This window comes from Streptomyces sp. Ag109_O5-1 (assembly GCF_003814875.1).
Taxonomy (GTDB): domain Bacteria; phylum Actinomycetota; class Actinomycetes; order Streptomycetales; family Streptomycetaceae; genus Streptomyces; species Streptomyces sasae.
Genome location: NZ_RKQF01000001.1, coordinates 7,012,095 through 7,038,257, shown reverse-complemented (window position 1 = coordinate 7,038,257; position 26,163 = coordinate 7,012,095). Strand labels below are relative to the sequence as shown.

At 71.2% G+C, this 26,163-nt stretch carries 26 protein-coding genes and 1 tRNA gene; 11 read left to right on the top strand and 16 right to left on the bottom strand.

What is annotated here, in order from left to right:
• Nucleotide 1: 1 nt before the first annotated feature.
• From EDD90_RS31980 to EDD90_RS31955, 6 genes are all read right to left on the bottom strand, one after another.
• The gene (locus tag EDD90_RS31980; RefSeq protein WP_123976363.1) at nt 2–1,084 is read right to left on the bottom strand and encodes a hypothetical protein; all 1,083 of its coding nucleotides are present in this window, start codon (nt 1,082–1,084) and stop codon (nt 2–4) included.
• Nucleotides 1,085–1,132: 48 nt separating this feature from the next.
• Complete coding sequence (locus EDD90_RS31975; protein WP_260328228.1) at nt 1,133–2,284, bottom strand: SPFH domain-containing protein; 1,152 nt, start codon at nt 2,282–2,284, stop codon at nt 1,133–1,135.
• 186 nt (nt 2,285–2,470) lie between these two features.
• Nucleotides 2,471–2,710, bottom strand: coding sequence for a hypothetical protein (locus EDD90_RS31970; protein WP_123976361.1), 240 nt, complete (start codon nt 2,708–2,710; stop codon nt 2,471–2,473).
• A gap of 88 nt (nt 2,711–2,798) precedes the next feature.
• Entirely contained in the window at nt 2,799–3,683 is an 885-nt protein-coding gene (locus EDD90_RS31965) for an SDR family oxidoreductase (protein WP_123976360.1), read from the bottom strand.
• A complete protein-coding gene (locus tag EDD90_RS31960) occupies nt 3,680–4,594 on the bottom strand; it encodes an alpha/beta fold hydrolase (protein ID WP_123976359.1) in 915 nt (304 codons plus the stop codon). Before EDD90_RS31960 ends, EDD90_RS31965 begins: the two co-directional genes overlap by 4 nt.
• Nucleotides 4,591–6,111, bottom strand: a complete 1,521-nt coding sequence (locus EDD90_RS31955; protein ID WP_123976358.1) for an NAD(P)/FAD-dependent oxidoreductase — start codon at nt 6,109–6,111, stop codon at nt 4,591–4,593. Before EDD90_RS31955 ends, EDD90_RS31960 begins: the two co-directional genes overlap by 4 nt.
• A 210-nt stretch (nt 6,112–6,321) precedes the next feature.
• On the opposite strand from EDD90_RS31955, the gene EDD90_RS31950 reads away from it, so the two are divergent.
• Nucleotides 6,322–6,942 carry a MerR family transcriptional regulator gene (locus EDD90_RS31950; protein WP_123981889.1) on the top strand — a complete coding sequence of 207 codons (621 nt, stop codon included), beginning with the start codon at nt 6,322–6,324 and terminating at the stop codon, nt 6,940–6,942.
• 84 nt (nt 6,943–7,026) lie between these two features.
• Here EDD90_RS31950 and EDD90_RS31945 read toward each other — a convergent pair whose 3' ends face one another.
• The gene (locus tag EDD90_RS31945; RefSeq protein ID WP_185149289.1) at nt 7,027–7,830 is read right to left on the bottom strand and encodes an exodeoxyribonuclease III; all 804 of its coding nucleotides are present in this window, start codon (nt 7,828–7,830) and stop codon (nt 7,027–7,029) included.
• 95 nt (nt 7,831–7,925) lie between these two features.
• Here EDD90_RS31945 and EDD90_RS31940 point away from each other — a divergent pair, with 95 nt between their 5' ends.
• The gene (locus EDD90_RS31940; RefSeq protein ID WP_185149288.1) at nt 7,926–8,414 is read left to right on the top strand and encodes a GNAT family N-acetyltransferase; all 489 of its coding nucleotides are present in this window, start codon (nt 7,926–7,928) and stop codon (nt 8,412–8,414) included.
• Between the two features lie 110 nt (nt 8,415–8,524).
• Nucleotides 8,525–9,226, top strand: a complete 702-nt coding sequence (locus EDD90_RS31935; protein ID WP_260328227.1) for a PLP-dependent aminotransferase family protein — start codon at nt 8,525–8,527, stop codon at nt 9,224–9,226.
• A gap of 121 nt (nt 9,227–9,347) precedes the next feature.
• Here the strand turns inward: EDD90_RS31935 and EDD90_RS31930 are convergent.
• From EDD90_RS31930 to galU, 7 genes are all read right to left on the bottom strand, one after another.
• Nucleotides 9,348–9,421, bottom strand: a tRNA-Ala gene (locus tag EDD90_RS31930).
• A 102-nt stretch (nt 9,422–9,523) separates the two neighbouring features.
• Complete coding sequence (glpR, locus tag EDD90_RS31925; protein ID WP_185149287.1) at nt 9,524–10,807, bottom strand: gephyrin-like molybdotransferase receptor GlpR; 1,284 nt, start codon at nt 10,805–10,807, stop codon at nt 9,524–9,526.
• Between the two features lie 185 nt (nt 10,808–10,992).
• Nucleotides 10,993–11,664, bottom strand: coding sequence for a GNAT family N-acetyltransferase (locus EDD90_RS31920; protein ID WP_123976355.1), 672 nt, complete (start codon nt 11,662–11,664; stop codon nt 10,993–10,995).
• Between the two features lie 20 nt (nt 11,665–11,684).
• Entirely contained in the window at nt 11,685–12,221 is a 537-nt protein-coding gene (locus EDD90_RS31915) for a molybdenum cofactor biosynthesis protein B (RefSeq protein ID WP_123976354.1), read from the bottom strand.
• On the bottom strand, nt 12,218–12,730 hold the full coding sequence (gene moaC / locus EDD90_RS31910; RefSeq protein ID WP_123976353.1) for a cyclic pyranopterin monophosphate synthase MoaC: 513 nt from the start codon (nt 12,728–12,730) through the stop codon (nt 12,218–12,220). Before moaC ends, EDD90_RS31915 begins: the two co-directional genes overlap by 4 nt.
• A gap of 113 nt (nt 12,731–12,843) precedes the next feature.
• The gene (gene glp, locus EDD90_RS31905) at nt 12,844–14,166 is read right to left on the bottom strand and encodes a gephyrin-like molybdotransferase Glp (protein ID WP_123976352.1); all 1,323 of its coding nucleotides are present in this window, start codon (nt 14,164–14,166) and stop codon (nt 12,844–12,846) included.
• Entirely contained in the window at nt 14,163–15,074 is a 912-nt protein-coding gene (gene galU, locus EDD90_RS31900; RefSeq protein WP_123976351.1) for a UTP--glucose-1-phosphate uridylyltransferase GalU, read from the bottom strand. The genes glp and galU overlap by 4 nt, the downstream gene beginning before the upstream one ends.
• 133 nt (nt 15,075–15,207) lie before the next feature.
• Here galU and EDD90_RS31895 point away from each other — a divergent pair, with 133 nt between their 5' ends.
• Complete coding sequence (locus EDD90_RS31895; RefSeq protein ID WP_123976350.1) at nt 15,208–15,789, top strand: 5-formyltetrahydrofolate cyclo-ligase; 582 nt, start codon at nt 15,208–15,210, stop codon at nt 15,787–15,789.
• A gap of 71 nt (nt 15,790–15,860) precedes the next feature.
• On the opposite strand, the gene EDD90_RS31890 is transcribed toward EDD90_RS31895, so the two are convergent.
• A complete protein-coding gene (locus tag EDD90_RS31890) occupies nt 15,861–18,629 on the bottom strand; it encodes a penicillin acylase family protein (RefSeq protein WP_123976349.1) in 2,769 nt (922 codons plus the stop codon).
• Nucleotides 18,630–18,823: 194 nt separating this feature from the next.
• Here EDD90_RS31890 and EDD90_RS31885 point away from each other — a divergent pair, with 194 nt between their 5' ends.
• The 6 genes from EDD90_RS31885 (at nt 18,824) to mscL (ending at nt 24,593) form a co-directional block, all read left to right on the top strand.
• The gene (locus tag EDD90_RS31885) at nt 18,824–20,383 is read left to right on the top strand and encodes a potassium/proton antiporter (RefSeq protein WP_123976348.1); all 1,560 of its coding nucleotides are present in this window, start codon (nt 18,824–18,826) and stop codon (nt 20,381–20,383) included.
• Between the two features lie 289 nt (nt 20,384–20,672).
• Nucleotides 20,673–21,965, top strand: coding sequence for an MFS transporter (locus EDD90_RS31875; RefSeq protein ID WP_123976347.1), 1,293 nt, complete (start codon nt 20,673–20,675; stop codon nt 21,963–21,965).
• Nucleotides 21,966–22,032: 67 nt separating this feature from the next.
• Nucleotides 22,033–22,368, top strand: coding sequence for an FmdB family zinc ribbon protein (locus tag EDD90_RS31870; RefSeq protein WP_123976346.1), 336 nt, complete (start codon nt 22,033–22,035; stop codon nt 22,366–22,368).
• Between the two features lie 100 nt (nt 22,369–22,468).
• The gene (locus EDD90_RS31865; RefSeq protein WP_123976345.1) at nt 22,469–23,302 is read left to right on the top strand and encodes an S-methyl-5'-thioadenosine phosphorylase; all 834 of its coding nucleotides are present in this window, start codon (nt 22,469–22,471) and stop codon (nt 23,300–23,302) included.
• A 118-nt stretch (nt 23,303–23,420) separates the two neighbouring features.
• Nucleotides 23,421–23,993, top strand: coding sequence for an RcpC/CpaB family pilus assembly protein (locus EDD90_RS31860; RefSeq protein WP_123976344.1), 573 nt, complete (start codon nt 23,421–23,423; stop codon nt 23,991–23,993).
• Nucleotides 23,994–24,131: 138 nt separating this feature from the next.
• Nucleotides 24,132–24,593 carry a large conductance mechanosensitive channel protein MscL gene (mscL, locus tag EDD90_RS31855; RefSeq protein ID WP_123976343.1) on the top strand — a complete coding sequence of 154 codons (462 nt, stop codon included), beginning with the start codon at nt 24,132–24,134 and terminating at the stop codon, nt 24,591–24,593.
• Between the two features lie 22 nt (nt 24,594–24,615).
• Here mscL and EDD90_RS31850 read toward each other — a convergent pair whose 3' ends face one another.
• Nucleotides 24,616–24,804, bottom strand: a complete 189-nt coding sequence (locus tag EDD90_RS31850; RefSeq protein WP_123976342.1) for a hypothetical protein — start codon at nt 24,802–24,804, stop codon at nt 24,616–24,618.
• A gap of 110 nt (nt 24,805–24,914) precedes the next feature.
• On the opposite strand from EDD90_RS31850, the gene EDD90_RS31845 reads away from it, so the two are divergent.
• Nucleotides 24,915–26,153 carry a low temperature requirement protein A gene (locus EDD90_RS31845; protein ID WP_123976341.1) on the top strand — a complete coding sequence of 413 codons (1,239 nt, stop codon included), beginning with the start codon at nt 24,915–24,917 and terminating at the stop codon, nt 26,151–26,153.
• The last annotated feature ends 10 nt before the right edge of the window (nt 26,154–26,163 follow it).

Below are 26,163 nucleotides of genomic sequence, written 5' to 3'. Positions count from 1 at the left end.
CTCAGTTGCGCAGCATCATCACGAGCAGCACCACCAGGGCGATCAGCAGCGCGCCGCCCACCGACGCCAGGGCGATCTTCACCGGGCTGTACGGCCGCTCGCCGATGACCTCGCCGGTACGGGCGTTGACCATCACCGGCCATGTCTTGCCGGCGTGGAGGTAGGTCAGAAACCAGACGGGCAGCAGCACCAGCTTGTAGGTGAGGCCGCTGTAGAGGGTGGACATCGAGTGCACCCGCTGTTCGTCGCCGCCGATGTCCCGCACGCAGTCGGCGCGGATCACCGGCGCCATCCGCGCCTTCGCCGACTCCAGGCCGGTCTCCGGCTCGACGTCGTAGCGGACGGTACGGAAGCCCGCCAGGTACTCCTCCTGGTAGGGAACCGTCTCCTCCAGCGGCCAGGGGGCCAGCTTGTCCAGTTCCTTCACCGGCACCTGGCCGCTGCCGGGCACCAGCACGTCGTCGAAGAACCGGCCGACGGTCCCGGACGTGTGGTGCCAGCGGGTGTGCCGCACCTGCCGTTTGTTGCCCTCGGAGTCCTCCTCCTCCACCCAGTAGTACTCGCCGCGTTCGCCGGTGTACTGGGTGGTGGTCTGCGCGTCGTAGGTCCAGTGCGGCAGGTAGCTGCCCCGGAAGGTCTCCGCCTCGGTGACCTTCTTCAGCTCGTCGGGCGCGAACCAGCGGGACCTGGTCCACTTCGCCAGCGCGTCACGGGCCTGCTCGCGGCCCACCCCGAAGGGCAGTACCGCCTCGGGCACCACGCGCTCGGTGCCGGAGGCGTCCGCGACCAGCGGGGTGCCACAGAACTGGCACTTGTCGCTGAGCGTGTCGCTCTCGGTCACCGCGTGGCAGCCGGGGCAGGTGTACACCTTCACCCGGTCCGGCGCGGATGCCCGGCGGGGCAGCGCGGCCAGCTCCTCGATGGGGTGCTCGGTCACCTGCCGCGGTATCGGCGTGATGTCCTGCTCGTGCTTGCAGTACGGGCAGCGCAGCGCGTACGTCCCGGGCGCGTACTCGCTGACCCCGCCGCACGCCTCGCACTGGAACGCCCGGTCGGGCGCAGGCACGACGTCCTGATCCGTCAACTCACTTCTCCTTGCGACCTGTTGCCGGGAGGTTCCGGGTGGCGGAGCTCAGCCCTGCGGGGGCAGCGGCGGCGGGACGTCGGCGAGCAGCGACGCCAGTTCCGGAACCTGGTCCGCGGGCTGCCAGGCGGCCTGCCCGCTGCGCCAGACCAGCGTGGTACGGGTCAGGTTGCCGGCCGCGACCTGCCCGGCCAGCGCGCTCTCGTCGTACGGGCCCTGCTGCTGACCGCCGACCGCGATGAACCAGCGCGGCGCGGTGGGCAGCGGCGGCGGGACGTCGGCGGCAGCGGGAGCGGCCGGGACGGGAGTGGCAGCGGGGGCGGGGGCGGGTTGCGCCGGGGCCTGGGGAGCCGCCGCACCGGACGTGCTCTGCACGATCCGCTGGCCCAGCGCCATGCCCACGCCCAGCCCGAGGGCGTCGCCGCCGGTGCCGGGGTTGGCGGCGGCGATCGGGATCGCGTCGGCCGCCTGCAGCTTGGCGTAGTCGTCCAGGTTGCCGGTGATCGCCATCCGGGAGCGGGTGTCGATCGCCGCCTCGACCTCCGGCGGGACGCTGATGTTCTCGATGTAGAACCGGGGGATGGCGATGCCGGTGCCGGACAGCTCCTGGGTCAGGGTCCCGGCCAGCTGCTGCCCGATGCCGTCCTGCCGGGCGGCGAGGTCCAGCAGCGGCACGCCGGACGCGCCCAGCGCGGAGCCCAGCTTGGAGACGATCAGCTGCCGCAGGTGCTCGCCGACCTCCTCGGTGCGGAACTGCGGGTCGGTGCCTACCAGTTCGCGCAGCAGCGCGGCGGCGTCCACCACCTTGGCGGCGAAGGTGCCGAAGGCGCGGACCCGGACCATGCCGAATTCGGCGTCCCGCAGGATCACCGGGTTCTGGGTGCCCCACTTGAAGTCGGTGAACTGCCGGGTGGTGACGAAGTAGACCTCGGCCTTGAACGGCGACTCGAAGCCGTGCTTCCAGCCCTTCAGGGTGGACAGGACCGGCATGTTCTGGGTCGAGAGGGTGTACGTGCCGGGCTGGTAGACGTCGGCCAGCCGGCCCTCGTTGACGAAGACGGCCACCTGCGACTCGCGCACCACGAGCCGGGCGCCCATCTTGATCTCGTTGCCGTAGCGCGGGAAGCGCCACACGATGGTGTCCCGGCCGTCGTCGGTCCACTCGATGATGTCGATGAACTCTCCGCGGATGCGGTCCATCAGCCCCACGACAATCCCCCACTCCCCGTGTTTCCGAAGACCGCGCGGCGTTCAGGCGATCAGGCGACAGTATGCCCATCACGGTCCGCGCTGCCACGGGCAGGGGCAGGCCTCGGCCCGTGGGCAAAGGCGCAGGGCGCCCTCCGCATCGAAGGGCGCCCCACGCGGTCGAACCGGGTACAACGGCTACGCGTCGTAGTCCTGGTCGAACCGGTCCTGCATCTCCTGCTCGGTGTCGTCCAGGTTCTGACGACCGCGGTCCTGCGTCTGCCGGCCACGCTGCTGGGCCTGCTGGCCACGCTGTTGCGCCTGCTGCTGCGTCTGCTGCTGCGTCTGCTGACCACGCTGCTTGGCCTGCTCCTGGGCCTGCTGCGTCTTCTGCTTGCCCTGTTCCTGCATCTTGCCGGCCTTGTCCTTCATACCCATGTGGGTTCACTCCCGTGGAGGGTGAGGGGATCGGCCCTCAGTGGGGCCTCGACCAGACTCACACGAGGGGACAACGCACGCATTTCGATCAATGACGGTGCGTGACGCGTGCCTCCTCATCGGCCGCCCCACCTGCACCGACGAGTCCCGTACGCATGCCCTGCAAGCGGGGTGCGAACCGCTTCATCTCGCGCTGCCCGACCGTCCCGATCAGCGCCGGCAGGTATCCGCGCACGCCCTGCATCCCGCGCAGCCACCGCTGTCCGTACACATGCGCCGAGCGCCGCTCGATACCGGCGACGATCCGGTCCACCGCCGGACCCAGCGGATACGTCTTGTTCGCCGGCCACGGCAGCCGCTGCCGCAGCTCCCGCATCACCTCGTCCTGGTCGGCGCCGCGCACCATGTCGGTGTCCGTCCAGGACAGGTACCCGACCCCGACCCGCACGCCCTGGTGGCCGACCTCGGCACGCAGACTGTGCGCGTACGCCTCCACGCCCGCCTTGGACGCGCAGTACGCCGTCATCATCGGCGCCGGCGTGATCGCGGCCAGCGACGCGATCTGCAGCAGATAGCCGCGGCTCTCCGTCAGCACCGGCAGGAACGCGCGGGCCGTCACCGCCGAGCCGATCAGGTTGACCTCGATCACCCGCCGCCAGGCCTCGGGGTCCGAGTCGGCGAACGGACCGCCGTTCGCCACCCCCGCGTTGGCCACCACGATGTCGACCTTCCCGAACCGCTCCTTGACCTCCCGCGCCACCCGGGTCATCGCCTCGCGGTCGGTGACGTCGGCGTACCAGTGCGCGCTGTCGGTGTGCAGCCGTCCGGAGACCTCCTTGAGTGCCTCTTCCTCGAGGCCGACCAGCGCGACCCTCGCGCCGCGCGCGGAGAGCTTGCGGGCGAGCAACTCGCCGACGCCGCGCGCCGCTCCGGTGACGACGGCCACCTGTCCTTCGAGACCGACCCTGCTCATGAGCCCTCCTTGATCACATAGACGCTGACCAGTTCCCGGATCTTTCCGTTGACCAGCTCCGGCGCCTCGACCGGAGTCATGTGGCCCATGCCGGGCAGCTCGGTGAGACCGAGCGGGTGCGGCAGCGCGGCGACCAGCGCACGGGCCTGCACAGGGGGCGTGAGCCGGTCGGACGTGCCGGTGACGACCGCCGTGGGCGCGCGCAACTCCCGTACGCCGTCGTCGAGGTCGAGCTGCGCGAGGACACGGGCCCAGGCGTGGCGCACCGCACGGGGGCAGGCGTGCACGATCCGCGCGCACGCCTCCACCATGTGCGGGGCTGAACCGGCGCCCATGGTGGCGTACTTGAGGATGCGCTTCGCGAGGGGCGTGACCGGTCCGAGCGGGGCGCGCGAGGCCAGCACACGCGTCGTGAGCCAGGTGCGCACGGCCCCGGCGCGCATCGGTACGACGAGCGCCTCGGCGATCAGCCGCGAACTGCCGGTGCTGCACAGCAGGACGGCGGCGGCGTGTTCGCGGAAGCGCGGCCGCGCGGAGGCCGCCATGACGGTCATACCGCCCATGGAGTGCCCGACGATCACGGCACGTTCCCCGGGCGTGAGCGTCCCGGCCAGCACCGCTTCCAGGTCGTCCGCCAGCGCGCGGGTGGTGCACGCGGGGCTCGCGGGACTGCGCCCGTGCCCCCTCTGGTCGTACGCGATGACCCGGTGGTCGACGGCGAGTTCCCGTGTCTGCGCCGCCCAGAAGGCGGTCGAGCAGGTCCAGCCGTGGGCCAGGACGACGGCGGGGGCGTCCTCGGGGCCGTGCACCTCGACGTGCAGACGCGCGCCGTCGGCGGAGACGACGGTGAGTTCACGCACCGGCACGGGCGGGGCGTACGGCCCGGTGGTCACATGGGTGAGCCGGCTCATGCGCCCACCTCCGCGCCGGACCTGGCGCCGTGCGCACCCTCGCTCAGGGGCGCGCGGATCACGTCGTACTCCGCGAGGTCCACCCGCTGGGTCGCGCGCCGGAACTCCGTGGTCGTACCGGGCCAGATGGTGGTGTTGCGGCCGCTCGCGTCCAGGTACCAGCTGGTGCAGCCGCCGGTGTTCCACACGGTGCGCTTCATGCGCTCCTGGACCCGGTGGTTCCAGGCGGCCACCGCACCGGGGCGGGCGTCGAGGGCCGCCCGCCCGCCGAGGACGTGGAGCTGGCGCAGGTAGTCGGCCATGTAGTTCAGCTGGGACTCGATCATGAGGATCATGGAGGAGTTCCCGAGGCCGGTGTTGGGCCCGATGATCGTCATCCAGTTCGGGAACCCGGCGGCCGAGGCGCCGCGCAGCGCCTCCATGCCGCCCTTCCAGGCCTCCGCGAGCGTGCTGCCCTCGGCACCGACGACACGTTCGGCGATGGGCATGTCGGTGACGTGGAAGCCGGTGCCGAAGATGATCGCGTCGACCTCGGCGGAGCTGCCGTCGGCAGCCACCACCGTCGACCCGCGCACTTCGCTCAGCCCGCTCGCCACCACGTCCACGTTCCGCTGCGCGAGCGCCGGATAGTAGGTGCTGGACAGCAGGATCCGCTTGCAGCCGATGCGGTAGTCGGGGGTGAGCCTGACGCGCAGCGCCGGGTCCTTGATCGCGCGGGCCATGTTGCGCTTGGCGAGCTGTTCGACCAGGCCGAGTTCGTCGGGGCGCTTGGTGAACGCCTGGACCTGGAGCTCCCGTATGCCCCACAGCAACCCGCGCCGGGCCTGGGTGGTGAAGGGCAGCGCCCGGTGCAGCCGCCGTTCGGCGGCGCTGATGGCACGGTCCACCCGGGGCATCACCCACGGGGGCGTGCGCTGGAAGAGGGTGAGCCGCGCGACGTCCGGCTGGATCGCGGGCACGATCTGGATCGCGGACGCGCCCGTGCCGACCATGGCGACCCGCTTGCCGCGCAGGTCGTAGTCGTGGTCCCAGCGGGCCGAGTGGAAGACCTTCCCCGGGAAGGAGTCCAGCCCGGGGATCCCGGGGATCTTCGGGTCGGACAGCGGCCCGGTGGCGGAGACGACGACATCCGCGGAGAGCGCGCCGGCGGCCGTCTCGATGTCCCAGCGCAGCTTCTCCGTGTCCCAGGTCATCCGCTTCACCTCGGCGTCGAAGCGGAGGTGCGGCCGCAGCCCGAACACGTCGGCGACGTGCTCCAGATAGGCGCGTATGTGCTCCTGCCCGGAGAAGGTGCGCGGCCAGTCGGGGTTGGGCGCGAAGGAGAAGGAGTACAGATGGGACGGCACGTCACAGGCGCACCCCGGATAGCTGTTGTCCCGCCAGGTGCCACCGACGCTGCCGGCCCGTTCCAGGACGACGAAGTCGGTGATCCCCTCCCGGCGCAACCGTACGGCCGCGCCCAGTCCGCCGAACCCGGACCCGATCACCGCCACCCGTACATGCTCGTGCTCGGCCATCCCGGAGCCTCCACACCTCGACCGCGATTGCGCCAGTGAACACTGGCGCAATGGGACTGTAGAGCAGCCCCGTACTGATGGGTAGGGGTCGGACCGACGAAAGTTACCGGCGGTACAACATAGGCTGCGCACGTGGCAGACGACGGCGGACGAACAACCTCCACGGACCGCGACCAGCCCCTCCACCAGGGCGGACCACGCGAGTACCGCATGGAAGAACTGGCGGGGCTGGCCGGCATCACCGTGCGCACGCTGCGTTTCTACCGCGAGCGCAAGCTGATCCCGCCACCGCGCCGGGAGGGGCGGATCGCCTGGTACGACGACCACCACCTGGCCCGGCTGCGCACGATCTCGGCGCTTCTGGAGCGCGGCCACACGCTCAACGGCATCGCCGAACTGGCCGAGGCCCTGGACCAGGGCCGCAACGTCGCCGACCTGATCGGCATCGACACCCCCACCGAGGAGGAGCCGGTCCGGCTGACCCCCGAGGAACTCGCCGCCCGCTTCGAGGGCGAGGTCACCGCGGAGAACCTCGCCGCCGCCCTAGACCTCGGCTACCTCGGCACCGACGGCGACGACATCGTCCACATCAGCCGCCGCCTCCTCGACGTCTCCTCGGCCCTGGTCCGCGAGGGCATCCCGCTCGCGGAGGTCCTGGCGGCCGGCCGGAGAGTACGCGAACACGCCGACGCCCTGGCCGACCTCTTCGCCGACCTGGTCCTGCGCCACGGCCCCGAGGAGAACATGGAACGCCTACGCCCCCTGGCCCGGAGCGTGGTGGAGGCAGAGGTGTCACTCGCACTGGACCGACGGCTGCGGAAGAAGCCGTAGCGACGGACGCGGCCGTAGCTCGGAAGCGTCCCTAGCTCGGAAGCGGCCGTAGCCGCTGGGAGCCGCCGTGGCCGCCGGGAGCCGTCAGACGTCGTACACGACGGTGACCGGCGCATGGTCCGACCAGCGTTCCGCGTGCGTGGCCGCGCGCTCCACGAACCCCTTGACCGCCTTGCCGGCGAGTCCGGGCGTGGCCAGCTGGTAGTCGATGCGCCAACCTGAATCATTGTCGAAAGCCCGCCCCCGGTAGGACCACCAGGTGTACGGGCCCTCGGCGTCCGGGTGGAGGGTGCGTACGACGTCGACGTAGCCGCCGTCGGACGGGGCGAGGACGGTGCCGAGCCACTCGCGTTCCTCGGGCAGGAAGCCGGAGTTCTTGGTGTTGCCGCGCCAGTTCTTCAGGTCGGCCTGCTGGTGGGCGATGTTCCAGTCGCCGCAGACGACGACCTCGCGCCCGTCGGCGGCGGCCCGCTCGCGCAGGTCCTTCAGATAGGCGAGGAACTCGGTCATGAACCGGATCTTCTCGTCCTGCCGCTCGGTGCCGACCTCGCCGGACGGGAGATAGAGGGAGGCGACGGTGACGCCGGGCAGGTCGGCCTCGACGTAGCGCCCGCTCGTGTCGAACTCGTCCGAGCCGAAGCCGATCCGTACCCGGTCCGGCTCGCGCCGGGTGTAGAGGGAGACGCCCGCGCGCCCCTTGGCGGCTGCGGGGGCGTGCACGACATGCCACCCGCCGGGCGCGCGCACCTCCTCGGGGAGCTGCTGCGGCTCCGCGCGCACCTCCTGGAGGCAGAGCACGTCCGCGGAGGTCTCCGCGAGCCACTCCACGAAGCCCTTCTTCGCGGCGGCCCGCAGCCCGTTCACATTAACCGAGGTCACAGTCAGCACCAGGGCACGATACCGGCACACTGGACGACGTCCGGATGCCCACCACCCATCGCCCGTCCAACACTCGCCTTCTGCACGAATATACGATGCCTGACATGAATATACGCCGCGTTCCCTTCGACCACCCCGACGCCGTCAAGCTCAACGACGAGGTCCAGGCCGAGTACCACGTCCGCTACGGCGACGGCGGCGACGCCACGGTCCTCGACGCGGCCGACTTCGCACCGCCGAACGGCGTCTACCTGATCGCCTACGACGAGTCCGACCGCCCCGTGGCCACCGGCGGCTGGCGCAGCCAGGACGAGAACGGCGAGGGCAACGAGGACGGCGACGCCGAGCTCAAGCGCATGTTCGTCGTCGAGGGGATGCGCGGCCGGGGTCTGGCCCGCCGCATGCTGACGGCGCTGGAGGAGGACGCCCGCGCGGCCGGCCGCGTGCGCATGGTCCTGGAGACGGGCACCAAGCAGCCGGAGGCCATCGCCCTCTACACCTCCAGCGGCTACGAACCGTGCGTCAAGTTCGGCTATTACCGCCACTACGAGTCGAGCCGCTGCTTCGCAAAGGCCCTCGGAGAGAACCCGTAGTCACCAGTCACCAGGTACGGCCCCAACCCGGTCGGGACGGCGTCCACCCCCGCAAGCCCCGCCGTCCTCGCAGGGCCGGCGGCCGCCACCGCGCGGACCGCTCCCGGCGGGTGCCGTCCGGTACGACCGGCAGCGCCGAGAGGGCGCCGGCGCACCAGTTCCCGCTGGGCACCGTGCTCGTGCCCGAGCGGCGGGCCGCGCTGCTGGACTGGGCCCGGCGGGTGGACGGCGTGGTCCTGGAGGACGACTACGACGCGGAGTTCCGCTACGACCGGCGTCCGGTCGCGGCCATGCAGGGCATGGACCCGTCGCGGGTCGTCCTGTTCAAGTCGCTGAGCAAGACCCTGTCCCCGGCGCTCGGTATCGGCTGGATCGTGGCTCCGCCGCGCTGGACCCAACGGCTGCACCGGGCCGACCTGGTGGCCGCCCAGCCCTCGGCCCTGGACCAACTCGCCTTCGCCGCGCTGCTGGAGTCGGGCGGCTACGACCGCCAGTTGCGGTCCTGCCGGCAGCGGTACCGGCTGCGCCGGGACACCCTCGTCCAGGCCCTCGCCGAACAGCTGCCCCGGGCCCCGGTCTCCGGCGTCGCGGCCGGCCTGCATCTGATCCTGCGGCTGCCGGCCGACGTGGACAGCGGCGCCGTGGTGAGGGCGGCGGCCGCCCGTTCGCTGCGCGTCGCCGACCTCGCCGCCTACCACGCGACAGCGGACCACGCGGATCACGGCCTGGTCCTCGGCTACGGCAACCTCGCCGACAACGGCCTGCACGAGGCGGTCCGTCGCCTGCGCGAGGCGATCGGGACGAGCCGGTAGCGCCACCGGGTCGGGACGGAAGGCTCCGGGACGGGACGGAAGGCTCCGGGACGGGACGGAAGGCTCCGGGAACGACGAAGATCCCGGCGATCGTGATGATCGCCGGGATCTTCTTGTGCAGTGGACCTGAGGGGATTTGAACCCCTGGCCCCCTCGATGCGAACGAGGTGCGCTACCGGACTGCGCCACAGGCCCTTGCAACGAGTGAAACTCTAGCATCCCCGTCGGGGTGCTTGGAAATCCGTTCCCTGACTGGTCAGGACCGGGGTCCCGGGGGCGCCTCGCGTCGTGTGCGGGTCACTCGTTGGCCGCGCGCGGGCGGTCGCCGTCCTCGTACTGGTCGAAGAGCGGCGTACGGCCGCGCTCGCGCGCCCGGCGGGCGGAGGCCGCGCGGCGCGCGTCGCTCCTGCCGTCGTCCGGCTTGTCGTCGTCGGCGGGCAGCGGCTCCTCCGCCTCGGCCTCGGCCTCCGGCGCGACCGGCCTGGTCTCCTGCTCGGGCACGACGGAACTGGACCGTGCCGAACTCCACGCGTCGGGTGCCCCCAGGTCCACGTCGGAGGTGGCGCGCGGCGCGACCGGCGCGGTCACGTAGGTCGGCAAGGGCACCGGTACCGGGTCCCAGCTGTCGCCGTGTCCGGGGCGCCGCTGCCGCTCGCGCTGCTGGTCGACCCACTCGGCATGGTCGGTCTGCTCTACGAGGGCGCGCCGGTCGGCGGCGAGCGCGGACAGGCCGGGGTCGGTCTCGGTCGCTGGCGCCTCGTCCGGTTCGTCCGCGACGGCGCCCGTGTCGAGGGGTGTGCGCCGTCGCGGCTGGCGCTCCCGCAACCGCTGCGCGGCGGCCTCGGCCTGACGCCGGTCCATCTGGTAGGCGAAGCGCCGGCGCTCCTGCGTGCGCAGGTGGGCGATGTACGCGCTGAGCATGACCGCGGGCACGCCCGGCGCCCACAGGAAGGCGAGCCCCCCGACGGCGGCGACGATCGCGCCCAGCGTGAACGCGATGAAGAGCAGAACGGTGGTGCGGCGACGGCGCGCGAGTGCCTTCGTGCGCCGGGCGCGCGCTGCGGCCGCCTGGGCGGAGGGCGCTCGCCTGGCCGCCGGAACCTGCTTGGGCGTAGGCGCAGGCGCAGGCGCGGGCATGGATGCGGATGCGGAAGCCGGTGCCGGGGCGGGCGCGCCGCCCGGCTGACGTGCCGGTGCGGAGGGGGACTTGGCCGAGGGCGCGACCGTCTGGTCGCGCGCCGGTTCCTGGCGCCCGGGTGCCTCCGGCTCCCTCTCCGCCTGGACGTCCGCCCGGACCTGACGGCGGGTCGGAGGCATGGCGAAGGCCCGGACGTCCACCGAGTCGGTGACGGCGTCCGGGTCGCCGGCGTCCTGCTCCCCCTCCGAGGCGGAGCGCGCCCGCAGGTCCCTGGCGTACCGGCGCTCCATCCCCGCCCGTCCGGACAGCAGCCGGATGGCGGTGCTGAAGCGTTCCGTAGGACGGGCCTCGTTCAGCTCGTCCTGCCTACGGAGCCACATCGGCACCAAGTAGGCGGCCCAGGCCCCGACAATGACTGCGTAGATGAGGCCGCTGCTGCTCACGCCTCACACGGTAGAGGGGTTTGCGTGGGGCCATCTGCCAATTGCGTCGGTGTGTCGCACGATCTGGCTGATATTTCGAGCTTTTTTTGTGATCGATGCGATCAGCAGACCGCCGAAGCTGCTAATTCAATGCCCCGAGACGGTCACCGATCGATCAATTTCGAACACGTATTCAATTTTCGCGGCTAGCCGGGATTCCCCGGGGTGTTCTGCGGATTCCGGGGCCCGTTCGGCGTGCTCGTCGTGCCCGGTGACTGCGCGGACGCGCTCTGGGAGCGGGTCCGCCGCCAGCGGCCGAGCAACCCCTCGGGCACCTCCTCCGCGGTGAGGGCGAAGACGAGATGGTCACGCCAGGCCCCGTCGATGTGGAGATAACGCGGCCGCAGCCCCTCCTCGCGGAATCCGAGTTTCTCCACGACCCGGCGGCTGGGCCGGTTCTCGGGGCGAATGCAGACCTCGATGCGGTGCAGACCGACGGTGCGGAAACAGTGGTCCACGACGAGCGCCACGGCGGTCGGCATCACCCCGCGGCCGGCCACGCCCTGGTCCACCCAGTAGCCGACGTGCCCCGAGCACATCGAACCCCAGGTGATCCCGGCGACCGTCAACTGCCCCACCAGCCGCCCCTGGTACTCGATGACGAACGGCAGCATGCGGCCCGCGTTCGCCTCGGACCGCAGATGCCGGACCATCTGCCGGTAGGTCGGCCGGTGCGCGATCGGCCCGCTGGGGGTGGGCGGCGGGATGGTCGCCTCCCAGGGGCGCAGCCAGTCGCGGTTGCGCCGGTTGACCTCGCGCCAGGGCCGCTGGTCGCGCAGCCTTATCGGCCGGAGGACGACATCGCCGTCCGCCAGCACGACGGGCCAGGACGGGCTGTTCAGCTCGCACCCCCACTGCTCGGCCCGGGGTGGTCGCCGCCGCGGATCTGGTCGACGGCATGCGCCAGCAGCGGTTCCAGGACGGCCAGGCCGTCCCGTACCCCGCCGGTGGACCCCGGAAGGTTGACGATCAGTGTCCGGCCCGCCACCCCGGCCAGGCCCCGGGAGAGCGCAGCGGTGGGCACTTTCTCCCGTCCGAACGCCCGGACGGCCTCCGCGATGCCCGGCACCTCGTAGTCGATCACCGTGCGGGTCGCCTCGGGCGTGCGGTCGGTGGGCGAGATGCCGGTGCCGCCGGTGGTGACGACGACGTCGTACCCGGCCTCGACACCCGCGCGCAGCGCGGCCGCCACGGGATCCCCGTCGGGTACGACCCGCGGCCCGTCCACGGTGAACCCGAAGCCCTCCAGACCGGCCGCGATCAGCGGGCCGCCCCGGTCCTCGTAGACCCCTGCGGCGGCCCGGTTGGAGGCGGTCACGACCAGCGCGCGATACGGCGCGCGCGGCGCACCACCAGCGGACGGCCCGGCGTTCACGCCCGGCTCCAGTCGCCGGACTTGCCGCCCGTCTTCTCCTCCACGCGTACGTCCGTGATGACCGCTCCCTTGTCGACCGCCTTGACCATGTCGATCACGGTGAGCGCGGCGACGGCGACCGCCGTGAGGGCCTCCATCTCGACGCCCGTGCGGTCGGTCGTCTTCACGGTGGCCAGGATCTCCACGGCGTCGTCCGCGACCGACAGATCCAGTTTCACACCGGAGACCGCCAAGGGGTGACAGAGCGGGATCAGGTCCGGGGTCCGTTTGGCGCCCATGATGCCCGCGATGCGCGCGGTGGCCAGGGCGTCGCCCTTGGGGACGCCCTCACCGCGCAGCAGTTCGACCACGCGGGGCGAGACGAGGACGCGTCCGCTGGCGCGCGCGGTACGTGCGGTCACGTCCTTGCCGGACACGTCGACCATACGGGCGGCGCCCGCGTCGTCGATGTGCGTCAGTCGTTCCGGCGCAGAGGGTCCGGGGGTCTCCCCCCGGAAGGGCTCAGTCATGCTGTGTGGCGCTCCCGGTCCGGGCCCGTGGCGGTGCGGCGCTCGGGCCTGCTGTGCGCGACACGGTACCGCCAAGCCCGCGCACGCCACCGGGCAGGACCACCGGAGAGGCCCTAGCCGAGCAGGACGACCTCGACCTCGCTGCCGGGCTCGACGGACTCCGTGTCCTCGGGTACGACGATCAGCGCGTCGGCGTGTGCGAGTGCCGCGACCAGATGCGAACCGGCGCCGCCCACGGCGGTCACCTCGCCGTCGGCGTACGCCCCGCGCAGGAACTGCCTGCGGCCCTTCGGGGAGCCCAGCGCCTTGTCGGCCTTGAGCGTCGCCGTGATGCGGGGGCGGTGGACGTCGTCGAGACCCATCAGGGTGCGGATGACGGGACGGACGAACAGCTCGAAGGAGACGTACGACGACACGGGGTTGCCGGGCAGGGCCAGCAGCGGGGTGTGGTCGGGGCCGATGGAGCCGAAGCCCTGGGGCTTGCCGGGCTGCATGGCGAGCTTGCGGAAGTCGATGCCGCTGCCCGCCTCGTCCTCGTCGCCGACGTGCGACAGCGCCTCCTTGACGACGTCGTACGCCCCCACGCTCACCCCGCCGGTGGTGACCAGCAGGTCGGCGCGGACCAGCTGGTCCTCGATGGTGGAGCGGAGGGTGTCGGCGTCGTCGACGATGGCGCCCACCCGGTAGGCGATGGCGCCGGCGTCCCGGGCGGCGGCGGTGAGGGCGAAGCTGTTGGAGTCGTAGATCTGGCCGCTGCCCAGCTGCTCGCCGGGCTGGACGAGTTCGCTGCCGGTGGACATGACGACCACGCGCGGGCGCGGGCGTACGCGTACCGTGCCGCGGCCGATCGCAGCGAGCAGGGCGATCTGCGGCGGGCCGAGGACGGTGCCGGCCTCCAGCGCGAGGTCGCCCGCCTTCACGTCGCTGCCCTTCGCGCGCACATGCGCGCGTGGCTCGGCCGGCCGGTGCACGCGCACGTGCCCTGCGGCGCCCTCGGGCGCGATGCTGCGCGCCCGCATCCCGCCGACGGGTCCCTCGCCGAGTCCGCCGTCGGTCCACTCCACGGGGACGACGGTCTCGGCGCCGGGCGGCAGCGGGGCGCCGGTCATGATCCGGGCGGCCTGGCCGGGGCCGACCGGGGTGAGCTCCGCGGCGCCCGCCGCGACGTCCCCGACGACCTCCAGGACGGCCGGGAACTCCTCGCTCGCGCCCGCCACGTCCGCGACCCGTACCGCGTACCCGTCCATGGAGCTGTTGTCGAAGGGCGGCATTGAGACCGGCACCATGACGTCGTCGACCAGGACGCAGCCCTGGGCGTCGAGGAGTTGCAGCTCGATGGGTTCCAGGGGGCGGACAGTGGCGAGGATGTCCTCCAGGTGCTCGTCCACCGACCACAGGTGGTCCGGGCCGGCGGGGCGGGTCGCGGCGCTGCTCAACTCTGCTGCATCTCCTCGGCTACGTAACTGCGAAGCCAGGTCCGGAAGTCCGGGCCCAGGTCTTCACGTTCGCACGCGAGCCTGACAATGGCACGCAGATAGTCGCCGCGGTCGCCGGTGTCATAGCGGCGGCCCTTGAAGACGACGCCGTGCACGGGGCCGCCGACCTTCTCGTCCTGGGCGAGCTGCTGGAGGGCGTCGGTGAGCTGGATCTCGCCGCCGCGGCCCGGCTCGGTGCGCCGCAGTATGTCGAAGACGTGCGGGTCGAGGACGTAGCGGCCGATGACGGCGTAGTGGGACGGGGCGTCCGCCGCGTCGGGCTTCTCGACCAGGCCGGTCACCTTGACGACGTCGCCGTCGGCGGTGGTCTCCACGGCCGCGGAGCCGTAGAGGTGGATCTGCTCGGGGGCGACCTCCATGAGCGCGATCACGCTGCCGCCGTGCTGCTCCTGGACCTCGATCATGCGCTGGAGCAGCGGGTCGCGCGGGTCGATCAGGTCGTCGCCGAGCAGGACGGCGAAGGGCTCGTGGCCGACGTGCGGGGCCGCGCAGAGCACGGCGTGGCCGAGGCCCCTGGGGTCGCCCTGGCGCACGTAGTGCATGGTGGCCAGGTCGCTGGACTCCTGGACCTTGGCGAGCCGGTGGGCGTCGCCCTTCTTCTGGAGCGCCGATTCCAGCTCGTAGTTGCGGTCGAAGTGGTCTTCCAGGGGACGCTTGTTGCGTCCGGTGATCATGAGGACGTCGTCGAGCCCCGCCGACACGGCCTCCTCGACCACGTACTGGATCGCCGGCTTGTCGACGACCGGCAGCATCTCCTTGGGAGTGGCCTTGGTGGCCGGCAGGAACCGGGTGCCGAGGCCGGCCGCGGGAATGACAGCCTTGCTGATCCTGGGGTGCGACTGAGTCATGTCCGTAACCTTATCCGGTGCCTTTGTGAAGAATCTGAGGCTCCGGTTAATAGGCACTCATATGAGCTGATTGAGAAGGGCGCGGGAGCGACCTGTGGAGCACGGTGGATCCGAGGCCGAGGGTGACAAGCGAATGTTGCGGCGAGCGTTCCTCGGGGTGAGGAACAGGTTGACGACGGATGTCGTCAGGGAGGCGGCCGACGCACTGGCCGGGCACGCACTGGAGCTTCCCGAGCTGGCGGGGGCCCGCACGGTGGCGGCGTACGTCTCCGTCGAGAACGAGCCGGGCACGCTGGTGCTGCTGGATGCCCTGCTCACGCGGGGGGTACGCGTCCTGCTCCCCGCGCTGCTGCCGGACAACGACCTGGACTGGGGCGCCTACGCCGGGGAGGGATCCCTCGCGCGCGTCCAACACGGCGGCAAGATGGCGCTGTTCGAACCCTCGGGTGAACGTCTCGGGCCGGACGCCGTGCTCCGCGCCGACGTCGTACTGCTGCCCGGGCTCGCGGTGGACGCGCGCGGGATGCGCCTGGGGCGCGGCGGAGGGTCGTACGACCGCGTGTTGGCCCGCCTGGAGCGCGCGGGTACGCACCCGGCGCTCGTGGTGCTGCTGTACGACACGGAGATCGTCGAGCACGTGCCCGCGGAGGAACACGACCGGCCGGTCCAGGCGGTGGTGACGCCGTCGGGCGCGCGGCGGTTCGCGGGTCCCTGATCCGGCCCTCGTGCGAAACGGCCCTCCACGCGCGCGTGGAGGGCCGTTTCAAGAGCGTACGGTCAGCGGGCTCAGGGCTTGAGGACGAGCGTGTCACTGGTGCTGCTGTCGACCGCCTTGTCCGTGAACGACCACGGGAGCAGTTCGCCGTCGGCCCACTTGCCCGTCTGGTCGGTGTAGTGGGAGCTGAAGGCGTGGCCGGAGGCTCCGGTGAGGTTGATCCACTTGGATTTGTCGAGGTCGTCGAGGTTGACGACCATCCGCATGGAGGGGACCCAGACGACGCCGTAGCCGCCGGCCGCGTTCCAGCCGGTCGCGTTGACCGTGGCCTCGCCGCCGCTGAGCTTCCAGGGGCCGCGGTTGAGGACGTACTGGAGGATGCTCGGGCCGTCGGTGCCGAGGGTCTGGTTCTTCAGGAACAGGCGGTGCAGCCGGCCCCAGCTCCAGGTGTCGATGTCCTTGCCGAGCTTGGCGGTCAGCTCCCAGCGGGCGTCGACCATGGCGCGCTTGAACAGGTCGTTCATGTTGTCGGCCTTGTTGCGGTCGCCCACTCCGGCCGGCGTCTTCCACCAGTCGCTGTTCGGCTGGTTCATGAGGTTGCGGACCACCTCGAACCAGCGGTCGCCGCCGTCCGGCTGGGCCTGGTCGGCGTCGCGCTCGCCGCACTCGCGCACCTTGGTGTCGTCGTCGACCGGACCGGTGCTGTCGATCTTGTCGACCCACAGGCACTGGCCCTTGACCCGCAGCTCCTTGGGCAGCTTGTTGCCGAAGGCGAGCTTGAGGATGTTGCGCCAGACCGCGTTGAAGTAGGCGGCCGCCGCGGAGTCGGAGTCCTGGGTGTAGTCCCAGCCCTCCAGGAGCTTCTGCGCCTCGCGGACGTCCTTGTCGTCGAGGTTGATCTTCAGCAGCTTGGGCACCAGCAGCTTGGCGATCTCGCTGCTGTTGTCCATCTGCATCTGGCGCATGTCGTCGGTGGAGATCTTGCCGCCGTCCTTGATCTTCGACTCGATCAGGTCGGTGATGCGCTGGCTGCGGGTGCCGTAGCCCCAGTCCGTGGTGAGCGTGTAGGGGTACTTGTCCTTGTCGACCACGGCCTGGTTGGCGGTGACGATGTAGCCGCGCTTCGGGTCGTACTCGTAGGGCAGTTCGTCCTGCTTGATGAAGCCGGTCCACTTGTACTTGGAGTCCCAGCCCGGTGCCGGGATCGAACCGTCGTCGCCCGACGCGCGCGTGGGGATCTTGCCCGGGAGGGTGTAGCCGATGTTGTTCTTGGTGTCGGCGTAGATCAAATTCTGCGAGGGCACGTCGAACTGGGCGGCGCTGTCACGGAATTCGCTCCAGTCGGCCGCCTTGTCGATGGCGAAGACGGCGTCCATGGTGGTGCCGGCGTCGAGGGCGGTCCACCTCAGGGCGATGCCGTAGCCGTCGCCGCGGTCGGGTGCGGCGGTGTTCACGGTGGCCTTCTTGCCGACCTGGACGAGTTCGTCGTCGCGGTCGGACAGCAGGGGCATGCCGTCGGCGGTCTGCCGCACGACGATCTTCTTGGACGTGCCGCCGGCGACCTTGATGGTCTCCTCACGGGTCGTGAAGGGCTTCACCTTGCCGTCGTACAGGTAGCCGTCGCCGGAGAGCTTCTCCAGGTAGAGGTCGGTGACGTCGACGCCGGAGTTGGTCATGCCCCAGGCGATGTCCGCGTTGTGGCCGATTATGACGCCCGGCATGCCCGCGAAGGTGTAGCCCGTGACGTCGTACTGGCACTTGCTGGAGACCGTGGTGCAGTGCAGGCCCATCTGGTACCAGACGGACGGCAGCGAGGCCGACAGGTGCGGGTCGTTGGCGAGCAGCGGCTTGCCGCTGATGGTGTGGTCCCCCCTGACGACCCAGGAGTTGGAGCCGATGCCCTGGCCGTTCACGCCGACGGCCGTGGGGACGTCGTCCAGGACGTTGTAGAGGCCCGCCAGCTGGCTCGTGAGCGCCGAACCGGTGGACGACGAGGTCGAGGAGCCGCTGGTGCCCGTCGAGGTCGCGGAGCCGCTCGTGGAGCCGGAGCCGCTCTGCTGGAACGTCTTGGTGAGCCCGTCGTACTGGCCCTCCTGGACGATCGCCTTGTTGCGGCTGTACGGGTAGTCCGGGTAGAGGTCCTTGATCTGCTGCGCGGACAGGCGGCTGGTCATCAGGGCGCGGTCGATCTCGTCCTGCATGTTGCCGCGCAGGTCCCAGGCCATCGCCTTCAGCCAGGAGACCGAGTCGACGGGGGTCCACTGCTCGGGCTTGTAGTCGTTGACGAACCCCAGGGCCGCGTACTCCAGGGAGATGTCCTCGGCGTCCTTGCCCGCGAGGTAGGCGTTGACTCCCTCGGAGTAGGCCTGGAGGTACTTCTTCGTGGCGGCCGACAGCTTGGTGTCGTACTCCTTCTTCGCCACCCGGTCCCAGCCCAGGGTGCGCAGGAACTCGTCGTTCTTCACCTGGCCCTTGCCGAACATCTCCGACAGGCGCCCGGAGGTCATGTGGCGGCGCACGTCCATCTCGTAGAACCGGTCCTGCGCCTGGACGTAGCCCTGCGCCATGAACAGGTCCTCGTCGGTCGAGGCGTAGATCTGCGGGATCCCGTAGCCGTCGCGCTTCACGGTGACGGGCCCGGAGAGGCCCTTGATCGTGATCGAACCCTTGGTCTGCGGGAAGGACGCGCGAACCGTGCTGATCGACCAGTAAGCCCCGTAGGCGATGCCTCCGATGATGGCCAGGACGAGCACCAGCACGATCAGACGGGCTTTGCGCCCCTTCTTCCTGCCGGACTTGCCGGGCTTGTCACCCGTTGTGGCGGTGGTGTTGGGGGGCATCGCTGTCCTTGCTGTCCTAACGCGAGCGGCAGGCGGTCCTGGAGTGCTGGAGCAACCATAGGCGCAGGGCCCCGAGCCACTTGACGCGGAGTCGGGAACCGGCGAGCACGGACGTTCGATCTTGCCTGGGGAAGCGTCAAGAAAGCGTCAAGAGTTAGGTAAGGTAACGAAGTAACTAGGGTGCGGAGTGCCGCATCCTCGGGTCTTGTGTACGTGAGCTTCCGCGCCGCCCGCGCGGGAGCCAAGGAAGGGAACCGCCGCTGACCGTCCACCACCTCAACCAGCTCCTGCTCGTGTGCTCCCTGGTCCTGCTCGTCGCCGTCGCGGCGGTCCGGATCTCCTCGCGCAGCGGGCTCCCCAGCCTGCTCGTCTACCTGGGGATCGGCGTCCTCATGGGCCAGGACGGCATCGGGAACATCCACTTCAGCAACGCCGAGCTGACCCAGGTCATCGGGTACGCGGCCCTGGTCGTGATCCTGGCCGAGGGCGGCCTCGGCACGAAGTGGAAGGAGGTCGAACCCGTCCTGGCGTCGGCCTCCATGCTGGCCCTCGTCGGGGTCGGCGTGAGCGTCGGCGTCACCGCGGCGGGCGCGCACTATCTCGTCGGGCTGGAATGGCGGCAGGCGCTCATCATCGGAGCGGTGGTGTCCTCGACGGACGCGGCGGCGGTGTTCTCGGTGCTGCGGCGCATCCCCCTGCCCGCGCGCGTGACGGGCACGCTGGAAGCGGAGTCCGGCTTCAACGACGCCCCGGTGGTCATCCTGGTCGTCGCCTTCTCCACGGCGGGACCGGTCGAGCACTGGTACGTGCTGCTGGGCGAGATAGCCACGGAACTGGCCATCGGCGCGGCCATCGGCCTCGCGGTCGGCTGGCTCGGCGCCTGGGGCCTCAGGCACGTCGCCCTGCCCGCCTCCGGCCTCTACCCGATCGCCGTGATGGCCATCGCGGTCACGGCCTACGCCGCCGGCGCGCTCGCGCACGGCAGCGGCTTCCTCGCGGTCTACCTCGCCTCCATGGTGCTCGGCAACGCCAAGCTGCCGCACTGGCCCGCCACGCGCGGCTTCGCCGAGGGACTCGGCTGGATCGCCCAGATCGGCATGTTCGTACTGCTCGGCCTGCTGGTCACCCCGCACGAGCTCGGCGACGACTTCCTGCCCGCCCTGATCATCGGGCTGGTGCTCACCATGGTGGCGCGGCCGCTGAGCGTGATCGTCAGTCTCGCGCCGTTCCGGGTGCCCTGGGGGGAGCAGACCCTGATGTCCTGGGCCGGACTGCGCGGCGCCGTCCCCATCATCCTGGCGACGATCCCGATGGTGAACGGCGTCGACACCAGCCACCGCATCTTCAACATCGTCTTCGTCCTGGTCGTCGTCTACACCCTCGTCCAGGGGCCGACGCTGCCCTGGCTGGCAGGCAAGCTGCGGCTCGGCGAGGGCCCGGAGGCCGCCGACCTCGGCATCGAGTCCGCGCCCCTGGAGCGGCTGCGCGGACATCTGCTGTCCGTCTCGATCCCCGAGGGCTCACGGATGCACGGCGTCGAGGTCAACGAGCTGCGGCTGCCTGCCGGGGCCGCCGTCACCCTGGTCGTCCGCGAAGGAAAATCGTTTGTCCCGCTGCCCACGACGGTGCTGCGCCTCGGGGACGAACTCCTCGTGGTCGCCACCGACCCGGTGCGGGACGCGGCGGAACGGCGCCTGCGCGCGGTCGGGCACGGCGGCAAGCTGGCGGGCTGGCTGGGCGCGAACACGCGTTAGCCGACCACGAACGCGCGTTAAGGGCGTGTTTCGGGGGGTTCACACCACCCTCAATCCCAGGCGAACGGACCCCGTGGTGCCCGTTTTCACAGGTGGACAAGGCCTTGCCGCCTGTACGATGAAAGCACCCTGATCGAACCAACTCTGCCTGACGCAGAGCTGGCGCGACCGTATGGCGGCCGGATCACTCCTCGCAGTGGGCGCCGGTATCTACCGCAGTTCCGCGCAAGAGGACAGCTCTCGGCGCCCCCGCACGGGCGCGCTACCAGGCGGCAGAAAGGCACGGGCCGTGGAGTCCACGGTCACCACCGAGCCGTCGGAGAACCCGGCGGCGCCGCCCCGCCCGGGATACGGACAGCTGCTGCGCACCCGCGGCGCCTTGACGTTCCTGCTCCCCGGTTTCGCGGCGCGCCAGCCGTTCGCGATGCTCACCATCTCCATCGTGCTGCTCGTGCAGCACACCACCGGCTCGTACGGCGCCGCGGGCGCCGCCGCGGCGGTCACCGGCGTCTCCATGGCGCTGTTCGCGCCCTACAGCGGCCGTCTCGCCGACCGCTACGGGCAGCGCGCGGTGCTGATCCCCGGAGTCCTCGTGCACACGCTGTCGGGCCTCGGTCTGACGGCGCTCGCGCTGGCGCACGCACCCCTGTGGGCACTGTTCGCGGCGGCCGTGCCGACCGGCGCCTCGGTGCCGCAGATCGGCCCCATGGTGCGCGCCCGCTGGGGCGTCAAGCTCCAGGACTCGCCCCTGATGTCCACCGCGGCCGCCTTCGAGTCCGTCACGGACGAGCTCACCTTCGTCTTCGGCCCGCTGCTCGCGACCGCCCTGTGCACCACCGTCGCACCGGCCGCGGGCCTGGTCACGGAGGCCGCGCTGACTCTGGTCGGCGGCCTGCTGTTCGCCGCGCGGAAGAGCACCCAGCCGCAGGTGTCCGGCACCGGCCACGCGCGCGTGCAGCACGCCTCCGCGCTCCGTGTCCCCGGCGTGCGGGTGCTGGTCGTGGCCTTCCTGGGCATCGGGTCCGTCTTCGGCGGTATGCAGGTCTCCCTCGCGGCGTTCACCGAGTCGATCGGCGAGCCCGGCCTGAACGGCGTCCTGTACGGCACCTTCGCCGCGGGGAACATGCTCTCCGGCATCGTCTGCGGCGCGATCGTCTGGAAGGCCGCCCCGCACCGGCGCCTGCTCGTCGGCTACACGGCGCTCGCGCTGACCGCGTCGGCGCTGTGGACGTCCCACTCGGTGCTCGTCCTGGCCGGCCTCGGTCTGCTGGTCGGCATGTGCATCGCGCCCGCGCTGATCACCGGCTACACGCTGGTCGAGAGCCTGGTCCCGGCCGGCTCCCGCACGGAGGCGTTCACCTGGCTGACCGGCGCGGTGGCGCTCGGCCAGGCGGCCGCGGTGACCGTCGCCGGACAGCTGGAGGACCGCCTGGGGGGCGGTGCCGGGTTCCTGGTGCCGATGGCCGGCACCCTGCTCGCCCTGGTGACCCTCTTCGCGCTGCGTTCACGGCTGCTCACCCGGCCCCGGAACCGTACCGTCGCACGTGGCGTCGGTCACCGAGTGCCGGTGACGGTGGACTGATCCCCCGGAATACGTCACTATGGATCGTCGTTAGCACTCATCGAGTGAGAGTGCCAGGAGGAAGACAGTGCCGACCTACCAGTACCAGTGCACCGAGTGCGGCGAGGGCCTCGAGGCGGTGCAGAAGTTCACCGACGACGCCCTGACCGAGTGCCCCAACTGCGGTGGCCGCCTGAAGAAGGTGTTCTCCGCGGTCGGCATTGTCTTCAAGGGCTCTGGCTTCTACCGCAACGACAGCCGCGGCTCCTCGTCGAGCAGCAGCCCCGCGTCGAAGTCGTCGGGCTCCACGTCGTCGGACTCGAAGACGTCGTCCTCGTCGGGCTCCGCCTCGTCCGACTCGAAGTCGTCGTCCTCGACGTCGTCATCTTCGTCGTCCGGCTCGGCCAGCAGCTCCGCCGCCTGAAACTCCTCCTCCCGGACCCCGCCGTCGCCCGACGGCGGGGTACGAGGTGTTCCCCGGCATCGGCTCCTGCGCGCTCGGGCGGCCAGCTAGTGTGCTGAGCATGGTGAACGCAGAGATCGGCGTAATCGGCGGCTCCGGCTTCTACTCGTTCCTCGACGAGGTGACCGAGGTCCAGGTCGACACCCCTTACGGGCCGCCCAGCGATTCCCTCTTCCTCGGCGAGATCGCCGGCCGCCGGGTCGCCTTCCTGCCCCGTCACGGTCGCGGCCACCATCTGCCGCCGCACCGCATCAACTACCGGGCCAACCTCTGGGCGCTGCGCTCCGTCGGCGTGCGCCAGGTGCTCGGCCCGTGCGCGGTGGGCGGGCTGCGCCCCGAGTACGGTCCGGGCACGCTGCTCGTGCCGGACCAGCTGGTGGACCGTACGAAGTCCCGGGCCCAGTCGTACTTCGACGGGCTCCCGCTGCCCGACGGCGCCGTGCCGAACGTGGTGCACGTGTCCCTGGCCGACCCCTACTGCCCCGCCGGGCGGGCCGCGGCGCTCAAGGCGGCCCGCGGCCGGGACTGGGAGCCGGTGGACGGGGGCACCCTGGTCGTGATCGAGGGGCCGCGCTTCTCGACCCGCGCCGAATCGCTGTGGCACCGGGCGCAGGGCTGGTCCGTGGTGGGCATGACCGGTCACCCGGAGGCGGCGCTCGCCCGCGAACTGGAGCTCTGCTACACGTCGTTGACGCTGGTCACCGACCTGGACGCGGGTGCCGAGAGCGGCGAGGGCGTCTCGCACGACGAGGTGCTCCAGGTGTTCGCGGCGAACGTGGACCGGCTGCGGGGTGTGCTGTTCGACGCGGTGGCGGCCCTGCCGGAGAACACGGCACGGGACTGTCTGTGCACGAGCGCGCTCGGCGGTATGGATCCGGGGTTCGAGCTGCCCTAGCCCTCGGGGTGACGGAGTTTTCCACAACCGGTCGGTAGCGCACCGGCTCCGGCGCGTTTCGGCGCGAGACCTCATCGTGGTCCCGCAAGCCGATTCCTCGTCGCAGGCGGTGATCCACATGTCCGTTCCCCCGTCCCCCTCCCCCGCTCTTCCGTCTCCCCTCCGTGCCCCGGGCCCGCCCGGCACGGACGCCCCCGCCACCTGCAAGGTCCCGCACTTCGACCCGGTGCGCGTACGCGGCGTGCGGTATCGGCTGCAACGGCTGCTGCGCCACCGCAGGCGGGCCCTCGCCGCCGGCCTGGCGGTGACGGCGGCGCTCGTCGCGGCCGGGCCGCGTGCCGCCCCGGATCCCCTGCGCGCCGAGCGGGCCCGGGGGCATCCGGCCGCCCAGCCGGAACGACGGCACGTCCCGCCCGTGGACATGGTGACGGCGCCGGTGCGGATCGCCGACGCGGCCACCGTCCGGCTGTTGCGCCCCGGTGACCGGGTGGACGTCATCGCAGCCGGGGATCCCGCCTCGGGCGGGGAGGCCCGGGTGGTCGCGCGCGGGGTGCGGGTCACGGAAGTGCCGGAGCCGGCCGGCGGGAGCGCGGAGAGCGGGGCGCTGGTCGTGCTCTCGGTGCCGCGCGCAACGGCGGCGCGGCTGGTCGGCGCGAGCGCCACGACCCGGCTGGCGGTGACGTTGTGCTGAACAGCCTGGGGAAATTTATCGGCCGAATGATGTCAAATCGCTCATTCGAGCTACTGGATGGGGCCGAATGGCGGCACGGTGACGTAGGTTGCGGAGCACTTTGTTCCACACCCTGTGCACACGAGGAGAGTCCCCGAGGTGAGCGCGAAGAACGAACCGAGCATCTGGAACGGCTTCAAGGCCTTCCTGATGCGCGGCAACGTCGTCGATCTGGCAGTCGCGGTGGTCATCGGCGCCGCCTTCACCAACATCGTCAACTCGGTGGTGAAGGGGCTCATCAACCCGCTGGTCGGCGCGGTCGGCACGACGAGCCTCGACAACTACAGCTCATGCCTGAGCTCGTCCTGCCATGGAAGCCACGGCATCCAGCTGATGTGGGGCTCGGTCCTCGGATCCGCGCTGAACTTCGTGATCACCGCGGCGGTCGTGTACTTCCTGATGGTCCTGCCGATGGCCAAGTACCTGGCCCGGGTGGAGGCCCGCCGCAAGGCGCGCGAGGGCACGCACGAGGTCATGGAGGTGACCGAGCTGGAGGTGCTCAAGCAGATCCGCGACGAGCTGGTCGCGCAGCGGGGTACGCAGGGCCGCTACGAACGCTGACCAGGGCCTCGCCGGGGCGGGATCACAGGTGGTGGGGCGGCTTCTCGTCGAGGAAGCGCTTGAGGTCGGCCGCGGAGTCCCCCGCCGGGCGCTCGCCCCACCCGCGGTCCGTGTCGTCCGAGGACTGCCGGTCCAGCGGGTCGTCGAAGATCAGCGCAGCCTTCGGGTCACGCGGCTCGGGCGCGGAGGCGGGCTCGGGGGCGGTACTCATGCCACAAGGGTACGGCGCACCCGGCGCCGCCCCGGGCGAGCCGCCTCCGCAGGCCCCGCTACCGGCCCCCGCACGCGATATCGCCGCGGTTTTCTGCTCTGCTGGGGGGCATGACGTCGAGTTCCACTCCGGCGCCCGCCTCCCATGGCGCGCCCCAGCCCCTCCGGCCGCTGCGCCGGCTCACCGCGCGCGGGCGCGACGAGGCCCACCGCGTGGCCTCGCCGCTCGAGCTCTTCTTCGACCTGTGCTTCGTGGTGGCCATCGCGCAGGCGGGCGGGGAGCTGATGCACGCCGTCGCGGCGGGGCACGCGGGCGGCGGCGTCCTGAACTACGCGATGCAGTTCTTCGCGATCTGGTGGGCCTGGATGAACTTCACCTGGTTCTCCTCGGCGTACGACAACGACGACGCGCTCTACCGGGTCGTCACCCTGGTCCAGATCGCCGGTGTCCTGGTGCTGGCGGCCGGTATCTCGCAGGCGTTCACGGTCCACGACTACCTGGTGGTCTGGCTGGGCTATGTGATCATGCGGCTGGCGATGGCCGGGCAGTGGCTGAGGGCCGCGCGATGGGCCGACGGCGCGGAGCGGACCATGGCGCTGCGGTACGCGGGCGGCGTGCTGCTGTGCATGGTCGGCTGGCTGGGGCTGGTGCTGCTGCCGGAGCACGCGCGCGCCTGGGTGTTCCTGGTGATGGCGATCGCCGAGATGTGCGTCCCGCTGTACGCGGAGAAGGACTACACGACCTCCTGGCATCCGCACCACATCGCCGAGCGCTACGGGCTGTTCACGATCATCGTGCTCGGGGAGACCATCTCGGCGGCGACGGTCGCCGTGAAGTCGGCCGTCGCCGAGCACGACGCGCTGGGCGAACTGCTGCCGATCGCGGCGGGCGGCCTGCTGATCGTCTTCTCCGCGTGGTGGATCTACTTCGTGGTGCCGATCAGCGGCCATCTGCGCTCCAACAGGCAGTCGTTCCTGTGGGGTTACGGCCACTACCTGATCTTCTCGGCGGCGGCCTCGATCGGCGCGGGCCTGGAGGTGGCCGTCGAGGAGGCGGTCGGCAAGGCACACATCTCCACGCTCGCCGCCTCGGCTGCCGTGACCCTGCCGACGGCGCTGTACCTGCTGACCGTGTGGGCGCTGCACTCGCGCCACTTCAAGATCGGCATCGCCCAGCAGCTGGTGCTGCCGGTCACGGCGCTGCTGGTGATCTGCTGCACCTTCCTGGGCGACTGGGCGGTGCCGGCGGCGGGTGTCGTGTCGGCGCTGGCGGTGGCGACCGGGACGACCCTGACGGCGCGCGCGACCCGCCCCGGGCGCCCGGCGGACGCCACCGCGGCCGCCTCCTGACCGCCTCCGC